The organism is Roseovarius sp. MMSF_3359 (assembly GCF_030733385.1).
In the GTDB taxonomy this organism is placed as follows: Bacteria; Pseudomonadota; Alphaproteobacteria; order Rhodobacterales; family Rhodobacteraceae; genus Roseovarius.
The window spans coordinates 45,990-61,051 of record NZ_JASHJC010000013.1; the positions used below are offsets into that span (position 1 = coordinate 45,990).

Consider the following 15,062-nt stretch of genomic DNA (forward strand, 5'->3'; position numbering starts at 1 on the left):
GGAAAGCCACCGTATACCCATTATTGCAGAAACTATAGACCCATTTGGAGATTTCACATGGTCAAGCGTTCGGGCGGGGCATTGTTGCGGGGGATCTATATCGACCGCCAAAGTGCCGTGCCCATCTATCGTCAGCTTGATGCGGCGCTACGGCGGTTGATCCTCGACGGCACCCTGCGGTCTTCGCAGAAACTGCCCTCGACCCGTGAACTTGCCAGTGACCTCGGCGTGTCGCGGATCACGGTGAAATCCGTTTACGAACAATTACTTGCCGAGGGGTATGTTCAGGCCAAAACGGGATCGGGAACCTATGTGACCGAGGCGCTCAAACTGGAACAGACGCCGAAACTCACGCGAAAGAAGGGCGCCATTCTGGACCGCAATGTGCCACTTCCTCCACGCGCTGCGCCGATACTGTCGTCACATGCAAGCGCCCGGCATGGCGCAACAGATCCGTTTCGCCCGGGCGTGCCGGCCCTGGATCTCTTTCCCGTGAAGCTGTGGAACAAGTTCGTGCAGGAAGCGAGCTTCGACGCCGACAGGCATTATCTCAGCTATGGCGAGGTTCAGGGCAGCGAAGCCCTACGCAACTCGATTGCCAAACACCTGACCGACGCGCGCGGCCTCGATGTCGAACCCGATGAGATCGTCATCACCTCCGGGGCGCAGCAAGCCTTTGTGCTGATCGCCTTGGTCCTCCTGAGCCGGGGCGATACCGTTTGGTACGAGAACCCCGGTCACATCGCCGGACGTGACATCATGCAAATGATGGGCGCGCGCGTGGCGCCCGTTCCCATCGACGCGGAAGGCATGGACCTTGAATTCGCGGTGAGACAACACCCAAAACCCCGGATGATCTTCACGACGCCCTCACACCAACAGCCCCTTGGCACGACGATGAGCCTGGCGCGGCGACTGGCCCTGCTCGACTATGCCAAGATGAACGATGCCTGGATCATCGAGGACGATTACGACAGTGAATTCAGGTATCGCGGGCGACCGCTGCCGGCGCTGAGCGCGCTCGATAGTGAGCGCCGGGTATTCTATGTCGGCACATTTTCCAAATCCATGTTCGCCGCGATCCGGCTTGGGTATGTCGTGGTGCCGCGCAACATGGTCGAGACCTTTGCCAGAGCCAAAACCCTGCTTGGTCAGGGCACCTCTGCCGTGACCGAAAAGGCGATGTCTGATTTCATGGAAAACGGCCGCTTCGTCGAGCATATCCGCAGGATGCGGCGGATCTATCGCGAAAGGCGCGATCGCCTGTTTGAGTGCCTTGTGCGCGACTGCGACGGCTTGCTCACGCCGCAACCAACCGATGCCGGCATGCATATGCTGGCGTGGCTGCCGCGCGGCATGGACGATCAGGCGGCGCATCGGATCCTGCTCGATGATGGGATCGATTCGCTGCCCTTGTCGGTCTATTCGATCGGCGCGCCGGACCGCGCCGCGCTCGTCCTAGGATTCTCGGGCGTAAGCGAAAAGAAGACACCGCGGCTGGTGAAACGAATGTCGGAAACCCTGCGCACGCATTTTTGAGGCTGTCCGATGATAGTCGGTTTGGCCGACGCCAGCAGAGCGTTTATCGAAGGCAGAACCCCTTGGGGTGACGACCACGAGCTAAGCCGGACATTTAAGCCCACTCAATAGGACAGAACGGCGTGACGCCTGCTTAGACTGCCTCGGGACGTTGCCGTGGCCCTTCCCGCGATCTCACCCAATCAATGACCTCGTTCCGTGCCATCGGCTTGGCCACGGCATAGCCCTGGATCCTCGAACATCCGAGCGCGAGGAGTTTGGAGCGTTCCGCATCCGTCTCCACGCCTTCCGCGAGGCACCCGATTCCAAGATTTCGGCACAGATCAATCAGTGTCCGCAGGATCATCTCCTGCTCGGGATCGCTGTCGACACCCGTGACAAAAACCCGGTCCAGCTTGACCCCATCCACCCGGAACTTGCGCAGGTTCGAGATCGAGGCATGGCCGGTCCCGAAATCATCAAGCTCGATGCGATAGCCGCGGCGCTTCAGTTGCGAGATCGTGGCATGCGCCGGATCGGCGTCATCGCCGAAAAGCACACTTTCAAGGACTTCGATGGTAATATCGTCGGGCGACAGGCCCGCCTGGAACAGCGCATCATCCAGGTATTCGGTCAGGCCATTATCGCGCAGTTGCTTGGCGGCGAAATTGACGCTGACGCAAGGAATGTCGAGCCCCTTGCCCCGCCAATCCCGGAGTGCACTGATGGCTTCACGAACGATGATGTCCGACAACCGGTCCCCAAGACCGTTGTCAAAAGCAAGGCTGAGGAAATGGCCCGGGCCAAGGGTGCCACGGGTCGGATGGGCCCAACGCGCCAGGGCTTCGAAACCGATGAGCCTGTTGTTCGCCACATCAATCTGCGGCTGGAAATAGGCAATGATCTCACCGTTTTCCAGGCCCGTGCGCAGCTCCCGCAAAAGAGACATATCGGTTTCGAACTGCCTGCGGGTCTCCGCCGAATAGAAGGAGTAGCGCCCACGCCCCGCGCCTTTGGCGATGTATAGCGCCATGTCGGCGTTGGCCAAAATACGCTCGATATCGGCTTCGGCCCCGTCAAGAAATGCGATGCCAATACTGGCACCGACATTGACGACGTCGTTCCAGATCTCGATCGGTGACGAGATTGATGCGATCATCCGTTCGGCAATTCCCGCAGCAACCTCCTCCGACTCGACCTCCTTGAGGACAACGACAAACTCGTCACCACCGATCCGCGCGATCAGATCGTCAGGCCGCCTCTTGGTCTTCATCGCCTGGGCCGCATGGCGCAGGATTTCATCGCCCGCCGCGTGGCCATACATGTCGTTCACCTGCTTGAATCGATCAAGATCAATGTGAAAGAGCGCCGCTCTACCGGTCTCGCCCGTACGTCCGGCGATCATCGCCCCGAGATGTTCTTCCAGCGCGCGCCGGTTCGCCAGGCCCGTCAGTTGATCGTGCATCGCCAGGTGCTTCACCCGCTCATTCGCCTTCGTGAGCGCCTTGAGGGTTTCGCCGAATGCTTGCACACCGCGGGCGATGTTGCCAATTTCGTCCTTGCTGAACTCCCGTTCGATACCTGGATCAAAATCGCCTTTCCTGATGCGTTCCATCGATCGCGCAACATGCCCAAGCGAGCGCGTCAGGCGCCTGCCGAACAGCAGGAAGAAGAACCCGAAGACCGCAAAGATCGCCATCATCGTATGAAAAATCGTATTCACCCGCGCCTTGTAGCTTTCACTTTTCATGCTTGATCGGGTCAAAGCACCGGTTTTGGCAGTGCCATAGATCTCTGCCAAGGCATGATCGGCACGGTGCCGCAATTGGTCCAGCCGGATGCGTGTCGGGATGGCCGCTCGGGCGGTCAGTCCAAGCGCGATCTCCAGCTCCTGCCGCCAGGCATCGACTGCGCCCGAAAACCGGGTGAGTGATTCAACGACGGCAGGTTCGTTGGCCAGGTTTTCAATGGCCTGAATATCCGTCTCCAGCGTCTCAAGAAGAGACTGGTAGCGCGTTGCGACCGTCGGCGCCGGTACAACGCGGTTGAAACTGAGAATGCCGTTGGAAAATTCTTCCATCGCCACAAGCGCCTTCTGGGTCCGCTCGACCGAGAAGAGGAATTCATAGGCGCGTTCTTCCTGCGACTGCAGGTCATCATGCGCGCGGACGGCTTCATGGGAAATCAAGGCCGTCGTCGCGGCACCGATTGCGATGAGAAGCGCGATAGGCCCGAGGATCTTGTGTGTGACTGACAGGAACATGCGACTTACTCTGCTGGCAAGGCCGGGGCGCGGACATGCGGATCATGGGCTGTCAACGACTCGAGAAATGCCTGCAAGTCTCGAATATCGTCCTCCGTCAGATCGAGGGGAGCGATCGACATATCGCGACGGGCGGTGCCCACACCACCACGTTGGTAATGCCGAAGCACCCCGCGCAAAGTGGCGATGGAACCATCGTGCATATAGGGCGCGCGCAGGGCCACGTTCCGCAGGCCCGGCGTCTTGAACATCCCCATGCTGTCCGGGTCAATCGCGCCGCGCCCCGGATCGCCACTCGGGATACCGACAGCGTGAAAACCGTGATCGGTAAAGGCCCACCCATTGTGGCAACCCGCGCAATTCGCCGCGCCCACAAAGAGGTCAAATCCACGCTTCGCCGCCTCAGAAATCGCGGCATCGTCCCCCTGCACCCAGTCATCAAAAGACGACCACCCCGACCGCAGCGTCCGCTGGTAGGTTGCGATCGCGCGCAAAACGGTGTCACGGGACAATCCCTCGCCCGGAAAAGCCACGTTGAACAATCGTCTGTAGGTCGCGATGCCGCCCAAACGGCTGACGACCTCTTCCAGTGTCGCATTCATCTCTTTCGGATGCGTGATCGGGCCAACCGCCTGTTCTTCGAGTGTCGCGGCGCGTCCGTCCCAGAAGAGCGCGGGCGCTTCGGCAAGGTTTTCCACCGTTGGCGCATGACGGTCCAGCGGCTGGTTCAGCGCGCCAATGGCACGGGCGACCGGCGTTTCCCACCCGAAAGATGGGTTATGACACGTGGCGCAACTCATGTTTTGCGCGCCGGACAGACGCGGATCGAAAAACAGCATCTTTCCCAAGGCGGCGATTTGCGGCGAATAGGGGGATGCGTCAGGAAATTCGATACGTGCTGGGCGTTCGAAATCCTTCCGAATGTCGTGTTGAGATGAAATGGCGGGAGCCACCAGGAGACCGGCAACAAAAACCAAACCAATCAAGATCTTGTACATATGCGATGAACTCTTTCTTCGCCCGCGATCGCCACGAGCAAAGTTCAACAAACGCGCTAACGAAGCGTTTCCCGGCGGACATTGTTTATCGACAAATCAACACAAATTTCATTTGCCAAAGTACAGGACCTGAACCCGTGCGCGTTGACGTTGCCGGGGCAGGACAGGGAATTCTCAGACGTCTATTGGCGCGCCTGGTCCCGGAACCACCGGGCTGAATTCAATCCAGAACTTGCGATAGTTTTCCCCTGATCCGGGCCTGCAGATCGACGCCGCCGTTTTCAAGCCAGGCCTCGGCATCGGAGCGTTCGAACATCGCCGGATACCAGTTTTCGCCAAGATACCTGTCCTGCGTATGCGGATCGGTGAGGAACGAATTGTCCGGCGCGGCGCGTTTCACCACGTCAAAGGCAACCGCATCAGCGTCCACGGCGCAGCCGGCGGCCATCTGGTTGCTCCAGCCGATCAATTCGTCACAAAGCGCCAGCATTTCAAGCGATCCGGTCCTGCCGCCCGACAAGAAACCCAGATTGTGCACGAAGGGTGTCCCCGCCAGCGCGGCAATGGCCATATTGGCGCCCGCCTCCGCGGCGGCCTGCGCGTCGAACGCATGGGAATCCGAGCAACCGGCCCCGACCCAGGACGGCACGCCGATGAACGAAAAGTAATCCGCCGCCCCGAGCCCGTTCAGCATGTATTCGGGCGCCCCATAGGCCAGATCGGCCTGCCGCATGTCCATGGGCAAGACCGCCGAGCCGCTCATGATCGGCGCGCCCGGTTCAGTGAGCTGATGAATGACGATCCCCGCTATCGCCTCCGCCGAGGATTGCGCGATGGCACCGGCGACGCTGATCGGGCTCGACATCCCCGGGAAGGTCGCCGGATAACACACGATCGGCAGATGGTGCCGCGCGGCGTTGATGATACGTTCGCAAAACTCCCCCGGCAGGCGCAGTGGGGAAATCGGCCCCATCAGCTCAAGCGCCACGGGTTTGTCGGCCAGGTTGCCATAGCCGCCCACAAGCTCGGACAGATGCGACAGGATACGGGCCTGAATATGCTCGTCATGGGCCAGGATCGCCGCCGGCTTGGTACAATGGGCAAAAAGGGTCCTGACGGTTTCGACCGCTTCATCCTCGGCCGGGATATCGCCGGGATACCCCAGCGAACACGACATGCTGAGGTTGGGCAGCGCCTCGCAAAGCCGGGCCGTCTCACGAATGTCCTGCAAGGTGCAAGGCCGCAGCGTGCCGGTCCGCCAGTCCAGAACCCGCACGCAGTTATGGCCGGGACAATAGGCGGTGACGCGGCTGGAGGTGTCGACCTTGAGGTTGCCGTTCAGATCATAAAGCCGGATGGCCGGAGGCACCGTTCCCAGCGCGCGCTCGACCAGATCCGGCGGCATCCGCAGATAACCGTCATCGCCCAACCGGCACCCGTGATCGGCGATCAGCATGGCCCGGGTGGCCTCATGCTCGAGCACGACGCCAATCTCCGACAGGATTTTCAGCACCGCATCGTGGATCATCGTCACCTGCTGCTGGTCCACCAGCCGCAGCCGCAGCGCCTGATCCTTGAGGCGCGTCATGTCAGCGATATGCGCCTTTCGGTTCAGCTTTGCGGCGCGCGAGCTTTTGCGCCGCCCCGGGCGCCGAGCCGCAAGCTCAGCCATCCATCTGCCCCCCGGTGATACCGGCGAGGGTCGAGGCACCAAGGCCTACGTCTTCATCGCCAAGACTGATGCCCAGCCCGTTAATCATCCGCGTCCAATACCCGAAGCTGGCGGCGATCTGATTGACGTGCAGGATCTCATCGGCGCGCAGCCCCCCCTGCGCAAGCGCCTCGACATCCGACCGGCGCATCGCCTCGGGCGTCTGGCTCAATTTGCGCGTATAGGTCGCGATGGCGCGCTGCCGGTCTGACAGGGCCTCCGATTGCAGATCATTGCGCGCCAATGCGGCCAGCTCGGCCTCGGCCGCTGCACGATCAGGGGCGGTCGCACAGTAATTTGCACCGTGATGCGCCCGCGCATAGGCGCAATCATTCAGGATCGCCACATGGGTTGCGACGAACTCCGCGCTGTGCAGGTCTAGAGGGGCGTCCGGCGCATGCAGGATCGCCTGGTAGAACTTGTGGACCGGCACGATCGCGGACGGCCAAGGTGCCAGCGCCTGATAAAGACGATGAAGCGTGCCGTCTTCGCGGCAGACGTCGCGGCGCATCTCCTCGGTCAGGATATCTGGCGAAGGGCCATCATCGCTGAGCCAACTGATGGGATTGGTCATTGGCTTTCCTTACACACCTATGTCCTGATGGGTCGCCATGTCCTCTGCGCCCAAACCGTAGTGCCGCAAGAGGTCTGACGCGGCGGCGCTTTCAAAGAACGCAACCTGCCCGGCCTCAAGAAAGACCTCACCATCGAAACGCACCGTCGGATCAAGAATGTGCCAGTTTATCTCGCCAGGCGGGTAATCCCCGCAGGTATGGAAATGCAGGTGACGTGGCGAGCCGAAGATCATCCCGTTCCACCGCACGGGATCTTGCCCGGCAGAGGCGAAATAGCCGGTGCCGGGGTTCAGCCCGTGATGCCATGAATGGATCAGGGTTTCATCCAACCCGAACTTGTCGGCCACCATCCGTCCATGGGCGCGAAACGCGGCAACATCGGGGGCAGCGCCTTGCAGGTCCACGACATGGCCCTTTTCGACATCCACCGTGATCGGCGTATCAAGGAAATGAACCTCGGGCGAATACGCATGGGTGTTGGTCCCCGTCACCCAGCGTTGCAACACGATCTTGCCCACCATCGTGTCCGCCGGAATGGGCTTGTGCACCGACATCGGAAAGAGGCGCACCGCAAATCCGCCATCGACCTCCGAAACCGGCTCCGGCGCGGGCATCTGACCCGAAACATCCGTGCCCGCCGGGCAGGTGATGTGCCAGTCGGTCTTGTCCTCTAGGGCTTGGTTGAACAACGCCACAAGGCGCTGCATCAACCGGTGATCGTATCCGGCGGCCCGCGACGCCAGCGTGTCAACGTCGAGCGTGTAAACCATCGTCTTGGTCCCCTCGCCCGGCAAGGACCGGAACCGCATCTGATCGCCAATTCGGTTGAGAAAGACGGTATGATCGACATGCGTCATCGCCGAGGTCAATGCCTCAGGTACAGCGTCCGGTCCATCAACCCGCGGCGTTGCAAACCGCAGAACCGTCGCCCCCAACTCACGCGCCTGCCCGGCAATGATATCCGCCACGGCATTGTCGAAATAGTCGATCTGCCGATCCTCTTCGACCAGAAGCAGGGTCTGCGCCGTCTTCAGCTCAACACAATGGCGCAGCAGATTTTGCGCACCCGCAACCGCCCGGGCGAGATCGTGCGTCCCATCTTCCATGTCGGGAATCCTCCGAAGAACCAAAGATTATCCTTATTGTAACGATAAAATCTATGGGTTCAACACATACCCGACCAAAACCGGCACGTCAGGCGGTGTCGCCTTCGATCAAGTCGACCGGCAACGTGATGACATCTTGTGAGAACGCCCCCTTCTCAAGGGCTTGCAGCACTTCACGCGCACCAATGCAGCCCATTTCATAGGCCGGGGACTGCATCGTGGTGAGGGCGGTCGCCGTAATGTCGTGCAGACCAAAGGCGTTGAAGCCGGTCACGCTGGTCTCCTCGGGGACGCGCCTGCCCGCGAGGGTAAGCGCCTTGAGCACGCCAAGGGCAATCTCGTCATTGATGCACATGATGGCCGAGGGATACCCATTTGCGGCCACATAGGCTTCCAACGCCTGGATCACATCGTGCTGACGACCGTCTCCAGCGGTGATGATATCCAGCGCCTCCACTGTCCTGGCAGAGTCGATTTCGCCGGTGATGCCTGCCACCCGCCGATTGACCGCAGCCCATTCGTTTTCACCCGATGTCACGATCAGCACCGATTTTGGTCCACGCGCCAGAACCCGCCGCGCCAGGCGCTGTGCCGCCGCCTCGTCATCCTGCATGACCGAACACAAAAGATCAGATTTCTGCTCGAAGGCTTCAAGGAACAAGACGGTCGGCTGTTGCAATGCCTGGATCGCCTCGAACTGTCGGGCGCGTTGCACCTCGGAGCCCGACAGCAACACACACAACCCGTCCGTCTGCAGGTTGGTGAGCATGTTGGAGGTCTCGAACGCATCCGGTTTAACCCCCTGCAACATCACCGAGAATCCGTTTGCGTTCAGGGTGTTGCTGACCCCCGCGATGATCTGCGTTGTGTATCCGTCAGAGAGGTATTGATCCGACGCATCCACCACGATGATCCCGATCGACCAATGTTTGGACGTCCGCAGAAGGTGCGCCCCGAAGTTACGCCGGTAGTTCAGCACCTTGACCGACTGCCCCACCTTTTCGCGCATCTCCGGCGTCATCAGGTCGAACCGGCCATTCACGAAATTGGACACGGTCATCGGAGAGACCTTGGCATGTTCCGCGACCTGCCGAAGCGTCACTCGTTTCGTTCGTGCCATGAAATGCGTACCCTGGTTTGCCGGTCTCTCTGCCGCACGACCATAGCAGCGAGGTCGCGATTGTGAACTCTGCTGCGTTTGCTGGATCTGTCGTGTTCCGAAGCCACCGCTGCCTCGCAGAAGGCGACTGCGTTTAGCGAAAACGAGAAAAGCGCCGACACTTGGCCGGCGCTTTGGTCTTTTGGAGGTTCTCAGGCGCGCTTAGTTGAGCCACCAACGCTCCATGAAGCGTTCGCCATCGAGATCCCAGTTGGTTGCGACCTGATCGGGCATGCCAACATCGTCGGTCACGCCAAACACGTAGGAGGCGAACATCGGGATCGCCGAGCCACCCTCTTCGTTCAGGATCTTCTGCATCTCGAAATACATGTCGCGACGCTTGGTCTCGTCCAACTCGGCCCGCGCTTCGAGCAGGAGCTTGTCGAACCGCTCATGCGACCAGCGCGACTCGTTCCAGGAAACGCCGGTCTGATAGGTGGTCGAGAACATCTGATCCTCCACCGGACGTCCGCTCCAGTAGCTCGTGATGAAGGGCGATTTGATCCAGTGATCGGACCAGAAACCGTCATTGGGCTCGCGACTGACCTTGAGGTCGATGCCCGCGCCCTTGGCCGAGTTCTGGATCAGAACCGCAGCATCCAGCGCCCCCGCAAAGGCCGCGTCAGAAGCGTGCAGCGTGATCGCCAGCGAATCGAGACCCGCTTCCTTAAGGTGGAACTTCGCCTTGTCCGGATCGTACTGGCGCTGCTCTAGCTCGGTGTTGAAGAACCGTTGACCCGACCCGATCGGGTGGTCGTTGCCGACCTCGCCGTAGCCGAACAGGATCTTCTCGACCAACTCCTGCCGATTGATCGCGTATTTCACGGCCAGACGGACGTTGTTGTCGGTGTAGGGCGCGGTATCGCACAGCATCGGGAAAGAATAATGCAACGTCCCGGTGGCGGTCTTGAGGTTCACGCCAGGCTTGCGGCCCAGCAGGGCGGCGGTCTTGAGGTCAACCCGGTCAATCACATGCACATCGCCGGAAACGAGCGCGGTGGTGCGGGCGTTCTGGTCGATGATCGCAAGAACCTCGACCGTATCGAAATGCGCAACCTCATCGGTCCAGTGATTTTCATGGCGCGAAAGCGTGGCGCTGATGCCCGGCTGGAAACCGTCGAGCTTGTAGGACCCGCACCCGACCTTGTCCTGCCAGTTCATGCTGCCATCCTCATTGGCGGGCATGATGGCGAGGTGATAGTCGCTCAGGATAAAGGGGAAGTCCGCATTGCCCGCTTCGAGGTCAAAGACCACCATGCCCTTACCATCCGCGCGCATGTCGGTGATGGCCGACACAAGCGGCTTGGCGGCGGAGGTCGAATCCTCGGCCCGGTGGTGGTTGATCGACGCGATCACATCATCGGCGCTGACCGAGCGTCCATTGTGGAATTCCGCCCCGTCACGCAGCTTGAACGTCCAGGTCTTGGCATCGGGCGACGCCTCCCAGGATTCGCCAAGCGACGGCTCCAGACTGCCATCGGCCCCGATCTGCGTCATGTAGCCCTGGTACCCTCCAAGGGCGAGGCCGATGGTGTAGCCGTTTTCGATCACACCGGGATCGAGAATATCGGTCGAGGCGCCGTGCCCCCGGGCAACGCGCAGATGACCGCCCTTCTTCGGCGTCGCCGCGTGCACCTGATCGGCCGCCATTGTCAGCGCCGATACACTCACCCCGGCAGCCAAACCCTGCTGCATGAAACTGCGCCGCGAAATGCGCCGGGACGTCAATTGGTTCTTTAGGCTTTTTAGAGCTTCCATTTCATTCTCCCTGATATTGTTTTCGAAACGAGCTGCTCAAACTCAATCATACGGATAACGTAGCACTTCTATATCCTGATTCCGGCTTTCTTGCACTTCTGGCGGTTACGCATCCTCACGACAGAGCGCCTGGCTGAGGCAATGCACACCGCCACCGCCCAGCGTGAACATCGACATGTCCGGATCATAGACCTCGAAACCAAGTGCGCGCATCTTGGCGTTCAGATCTTCGGCGCCCGCCATCGACAAAACCTTGCCATCGCCCAGCGCGACCAAGTTCACCCCGAGGTTCTTTGCCTCGCGATACTCGACTTCGACAATCTCAATGCCCCAGCCGCGCACGATCTCGACAAGCCACGGCTCCATCGCATCGACACAGGCAACCGCCAGTTTTTCCGCCAACGGCACGATCAGCCCGTCCATATGCACGAACTCGCGGCTGATCGGTGCGACGACTGCTTCCCAGCCTTCGGCGCGGACAAATTCGGCCACCTGCTCACTGCCCTCCTTTTCCGACCGCTCCCCGCAATAGCCAATCAACACCCGGCCCGGTTCGATGATGTTGAAATCGCCGCCTTCGAAATGCCCCGCGGTGGCGAATTGCCAGATCGGCACGCCATGTTCCTGGTAGAACTTGATGACCGTCGCATAGTCTGCGCGACGGCATTTGAGCTGCATATGACAGACAAGCGGCCCCCAGGGCGTCATGGCGGAACTGTCGCGGGCAAAGAAATTCCGGTGCAGGACCTCGTCGGCCTCAAGGTAATGACAGGTGACGCCGTTCTCTTCGTAGATCGACACCATCTCGGCATGCTGTTTCATGGCCAGTTGCAGATCAAACCGATGGCCGGTCTTGTCGGCATTGGCCAACGTCCGACCGATCAGCGGCCCCGCCTCGACCCAGCGGAAATACTCGGGCTTGCCCAGAAGCACGTCATTCAGTTTGGCGTAATCATTGGTGATGCCCCAGCGGGACGGCGGTTTTACCTGGTCTTTCACGGTCAATCTCCCGGCATTGGCTGACAGGTCCGAGATTGACGGAAGATTTCATTGCATTAAACTACAAAATACAAAACGTCACTTGCAAACTTATACATCTAACTGATGCTGCCACCATCCCTCTCAAAGGCCGATCTGCACCTGCTTCACGTTTTCCAGACCGTTGTCGACGCCCGTGGCTTTTCCGCCGCCCAGATCGAACTCAACGTGTCCGCATCGACCATTTCACGACAGATCACCAACCTCGAAACACGGCTGGGCCTGAAACTGTGCCAGCGTGGCCGGTCCGGTTTCCGCCTCACGGAAAAGGGCGAAGTGGTCTACCGCGCGGCACAGCGGCTTTTTGCGTCGGTGCGGGAATTCAGCGAGACGATAGATGGCTCCCGGGGGCGGCTCATGGGCAACTTGGCCATTGCCGTTATCGACAACTGGGTTTTCAACGACACATCGCCCTTTGCCAAGGCACTGAGCCGGTTCACCGAACGCGCACCGGACGTCACCATCGAACTCTTCTCGCTTGCGCCGGATGATATCGAACTCGCCGTGCAGGACGCGCGGGTATCTCTTGGCATCGGCGTCTTTCACAAACACAAACCCGGATTGGTCTATGATCCGATCGGCCGGGAAAAGATGGACCTCTATTGCGGTCGGGGGCACCCGCTCTTTGGTCAGAGTGATCCGTCAGTCATCAAGGAAATCCTGCGGCAGACGCAATATGCCAAGCGCGCTTACCTGAAAGAACGCGACGTGGCGCCGATTTCGCGGGACCTCAAGACCGCCGCGGTCGCCCATCAGATCGAAGGCATTGCCCATCTAATCCTGACGGGTCGGTTCATCGGCTACCTCCCAGAGCACTTTGCAAAAGTCTGGGTGCGCGAGGGAAAGATGGCGCCGGTCGGGGCCGGCGCGTTCGATCAGCCGTCGGAAATCAAACTGGTCACGAAACGCGGTGCGGCACTTAATCTTGTGTCTCAGACCTTTCGGGATCTGGTGGGTGACTGCGCCATGACCGAGGCGTGAATAACGCCAATCTTTGGGCAACCCGATCCTTGGAGAGCCGGATCACCCTGAATTCTTACGGGTGCAGAACGCCGCCCATTACCCCCGGATCACCATCACTGTGCAATGGGCATTGCGCACGACACGCGCGAGGTTTGGACCGATTTCATAATTCGGAAAATCGCCCTTGGAAGAGGCCATGACGATCATGTCAAAGCCTTCCCTATGCGCCAGTTTCAGGATCTCGCGATAGACGCTGCCTTCCTCGATATGGATTTCGAGGCCGGAGGCGTCATTATGATCCAGGATCACCTGAACCGCGCTTCGGACGTGATCCTTTGCACCCGCACCGTAATTCGCAGGCAAGTTGGGCAGCAGGATGATCTCGGGGATCACTGACACGACATGGAGCTCGGCCCCATGGAACCGGGCCTGATCCAACGCCGCCGGGAGGGCCGCCTTCCAGGACCGCTCATCCGTATGATCAATGGGCAGAAGTATCTTCGTTGCCATCTTGTTTTCTCCTCGAAGAGTGATTGTGGCCGAGGTGTCAGGGGGCCGTGACAGCCCCCTGACCCGGCTTACTCAGTGGCGCGCCCGGCTTCTTCCGTCTGTCCGCCCGAGGCAAAGAACTCGCGCGTCAGCTTGAAGACGATCGGGCTGAGCAGGGCCAGCGCGATCAGGTTGGGGATCGCCATCATGGCATTGAGCGTATCCGCCAGCAGCCAGATGAAACCCAGATCGGCGGTTGCGCCGAAATAGATCATCGCGATCCACAGGATGCGGTAGGGCATCAGGGCCTTGGAGCCGAAGAAGAAACCAACGCATTTTTCGCCGTAGAACGACCAGCCAAGGATGGTGGTAAAGGCAAAGATCGACAGCGCCACGGCGATGAGCGATCCGCCAAGACCCGGCAACGACAGCTCGAACGCATGGGCGGTCAGCGCAGCACCGGACTCGCCAGAGGTCCAGGCACCCGATGCGATGATCGCCAGACCGGTGATCGAGCAGACGATGATCGTGTCGATGAACGTCCCCAGCATCGCAACCAGACCCTGGTTGACCGGGCCTTTGGTCGAGGCCGCGGCATGCGCGATCGGGGCCGAGCCCAGGCCCGCTTCGTTCGAGAAGACACCGCGTGCCACGCCGAAGCGGATCGCGACCCAGACGGCGGCACCGGCAAAGCCACCTTCGGCTGCCGACGGGGTGAAGGCATGGGTGAAGACCAAGCTCAGCGCGGTGCCAATGCCCCCGATGTTGATGAGCAGCACCAGCAGACCGGTAATGATATAGGCCACGGCCATGAACGGCACGAGCTTACCGGCGACCGCGCCGATCCGACTGATGCCGCCCAGGATCACGGCGGCGGTCAGGACCATCAGGATGACGCCGGTCACCGAGGCGTTGACGCCGAAATTCGATTCCAGAACGCTGGCAACACCGTTCGCCTGCACACCGTTACCAATGCCGAAGGCCGCAATCGCGCCAAAGAGGGCAAAGGCCGGCGCGAGCCAATACCATTTCTTGTCGAGGCCGTTCTTGATGTAATACATCGGGCCGCCGACAAAGTTGCCCAGCTCGTCCGTCTCACGGTATTTCACCGCGCAGACCGCTTCGGCGTATTTCGTGGCCATGCCCACGAGCGCGGTCATCCACATCCAGAAAAGAGCGCCCGGCCCCCCAAGGAAAACGGCCGTGGCCACACCGGCGATATTCCCGGTCCCGATGGTCGCCGAAAGCGAGGTCATCAGCGCGTTGAACGGGCTGATCTGGCCATCGCCCTGCTCTTCGCGGCCGCTGAACAACAGCTTGAAGCCCGTGCCCAGCTTGAGGATGGGCATGAATTTCAGACCGACCTGCAGGAAAAAGCCGACGCCCAAAATCAGGAGCAGCATCAACGGCCCCCACACGACGCCGTTTATCTGACCGACTATGTTGTTTAACGCTTCCATGGTGTCCCTCCCAATTGCGTCTGG

At 60.2% G+C, this 15,062-nt stretch carries 12 protein-coding genes; 2 read left to right on the forward strand and 10 right to left on the reverse strand.

Annotated elements, in window-relative coordinates:
- The first annotated feature begins 57 nt into the window (after window positions 1-57).
- Window positions 58-1,539, forward strand: a complete 1,482-nt coding sequence (locus tag RBB29_RS17270; RefSeq protein WP_306115611.1) for a PLP-dependent aminotransferase family protein — start codon at window positions 58-60, stop codon at window positions 1,537-1,539.
- A gap of 133 nt (window positions 1,540-1,672) precedes the next feature.
- Here the strand turns inward: RBB29_RS17270 and RBB29_RS17275 are convergent, their stop codons facing one another.
- The 8 genes from RBB29_RS17275 to RBB29_RS17310 form a co-directional block, all read right to left on the reverse strand.
- Window positions 1,673-3,781: a bifunctional diguanylate cyclase/phosphodiesterase gene (locus RBB29_RS17275; protein WP_306115610.1), complete on the reverse strand. Its 2,109-nt coding sequence runs from the start codon at window positions 3,779-3,781 to the stop codon at window positions 1,673-1,675.
- 5 nt (window positions 3,782-3,786) lie between these two features.
- Complete coding sequence (locus RBB29_RS17280; protein WP_306121193.1) at window positions 3,787-4,734, reverse strand: cytochrome-c peroxidase; 948 nt, start codon at window positions 4,732-4,734, stop codon at window positions 3,787-3,789.
- Window positions 4,735-4,999: 265 nt separating this feature from the next.
- Window positions 5,000-6,451, reverse strand: a complete 1,452-nt coding sequence (locus RBB29_RS17285) for a trimethylamine methyltransferase family protein (protein ID WP_306115608.1) — start codon at window positions 6,449-6,451, stop codon at window positions 5,000-5,002.
- On the reverse strand, window positions 6,444-7,064 hold the full coding sequence (locus RBB29_RS17290) for a hypothetical protein (RefSeq protein ID WP_306115607.1): 621 nt from the start codon (window positions 7,062-7,064) through the stop codon (window positions 6,444-6,446). Before RBB29_RS17290 ends, RBB29_RS17285 begins: the two co-directional genes overlap by 8 nt.
- A 9-nt stretch (window positions 7,065-7,073) precedes the next feature.
- The gene (locus RBB29_RS17295) at window positions 7,074-8,171 is read right to left on the reverse strand and encodes a hypothetical protein (protein ID WP_306115606.1); all 1,098 of its coding nucleotides are present in this window, start codon (window positions 8,169-8,171) and stop codon (window positions 7,074-7,076) included.
- Between the two features lie 88 nt (window positions 8,172-8,259).
- On the reverse strand, window positions 8,260-9,291 hold the full coding sequence (locus RBB29_RS17300; RefSeq protein ID WP_306115605.1) for a LacI family DNA-binding transcriptional regulator: 1,032 nt from the start codon (window positions 9,289-9,291) through the stop codon (window positions 8,260-8,262).
- A 201-nt stretch (window positions 9,292-9,492) separates the two neighbouring features.
- Entirely contained in the window at window positions 9,493-11,088 is a 1,596-nt protein-coding gene (locus RBB29_RS17305) for an ABC transporter substrate-binding protein (protein ID WP_306115604.1), read from the reverse strand.
- A gap of 105 nt (window positions 11,089-11,193) precedes the next feature.
- Window positions 11,194-12,087 (reverse strand): dimethylarginine dimethylaminohydrolase family protein, encoded by an 894-nt coding sequence (locus tag RBB29_RS17310; RefSeq protein WP_306115603.1) that lies wholly within the window; start codon window positions 12,085-12,087, stop codon window positions 11,194-11,196.
- A gap of 105 nt (window positions 12,088-12,192) precedes the next feature.
- Between RBB29_RS17310 and RBB29_RS17315 the strand changes: the two genes are divergently transcribed.
- Window positions 12,193-13,107 carry a LysR family transcriptional regulator gene (locus RBB29_RS17315; RefSeq protein WP_306115602.1) on the forward strand — a complete coding sequence of 305 codons (915 nt, stop codon included), beginning with the start codon at window positions 12,193-12,195 and terminating at the stop codon, window positions 13,105-13,107.
- Between the two features lie 78 nt (window positions 13,108-13,185).
- On the opposite strand, the gene RBB29_RS17320 is transcribed toward RBB29_RS17315, so the two are convergent.
- Window positions 13,186-13,599, reverse strand: a complete 414-nt coding sequence (locus RBB29_RS17320; RefSeq protein ID WP_306115601.1) for a universal stress protein — start codon at window positions 13,597-13,599, stop codon at window positions 13,186-13,188.
- A 68-nt stretch (window positions 13,600-13,667) separates the two neighbouring features.
- Window positions 13,668-15,038, reverse strand: coding sequence for a sodium:alanine symporter family protein (locus tag RBB29_RS17325; protein WP_306115600.1), 1,371 nt, complete (start codon window positions 15,036-15,038; stop codon window positions 13,668-13,670).
- Between the last annotated feature and the right edge of the window lie 24 nt (window positions 15,039-15,062).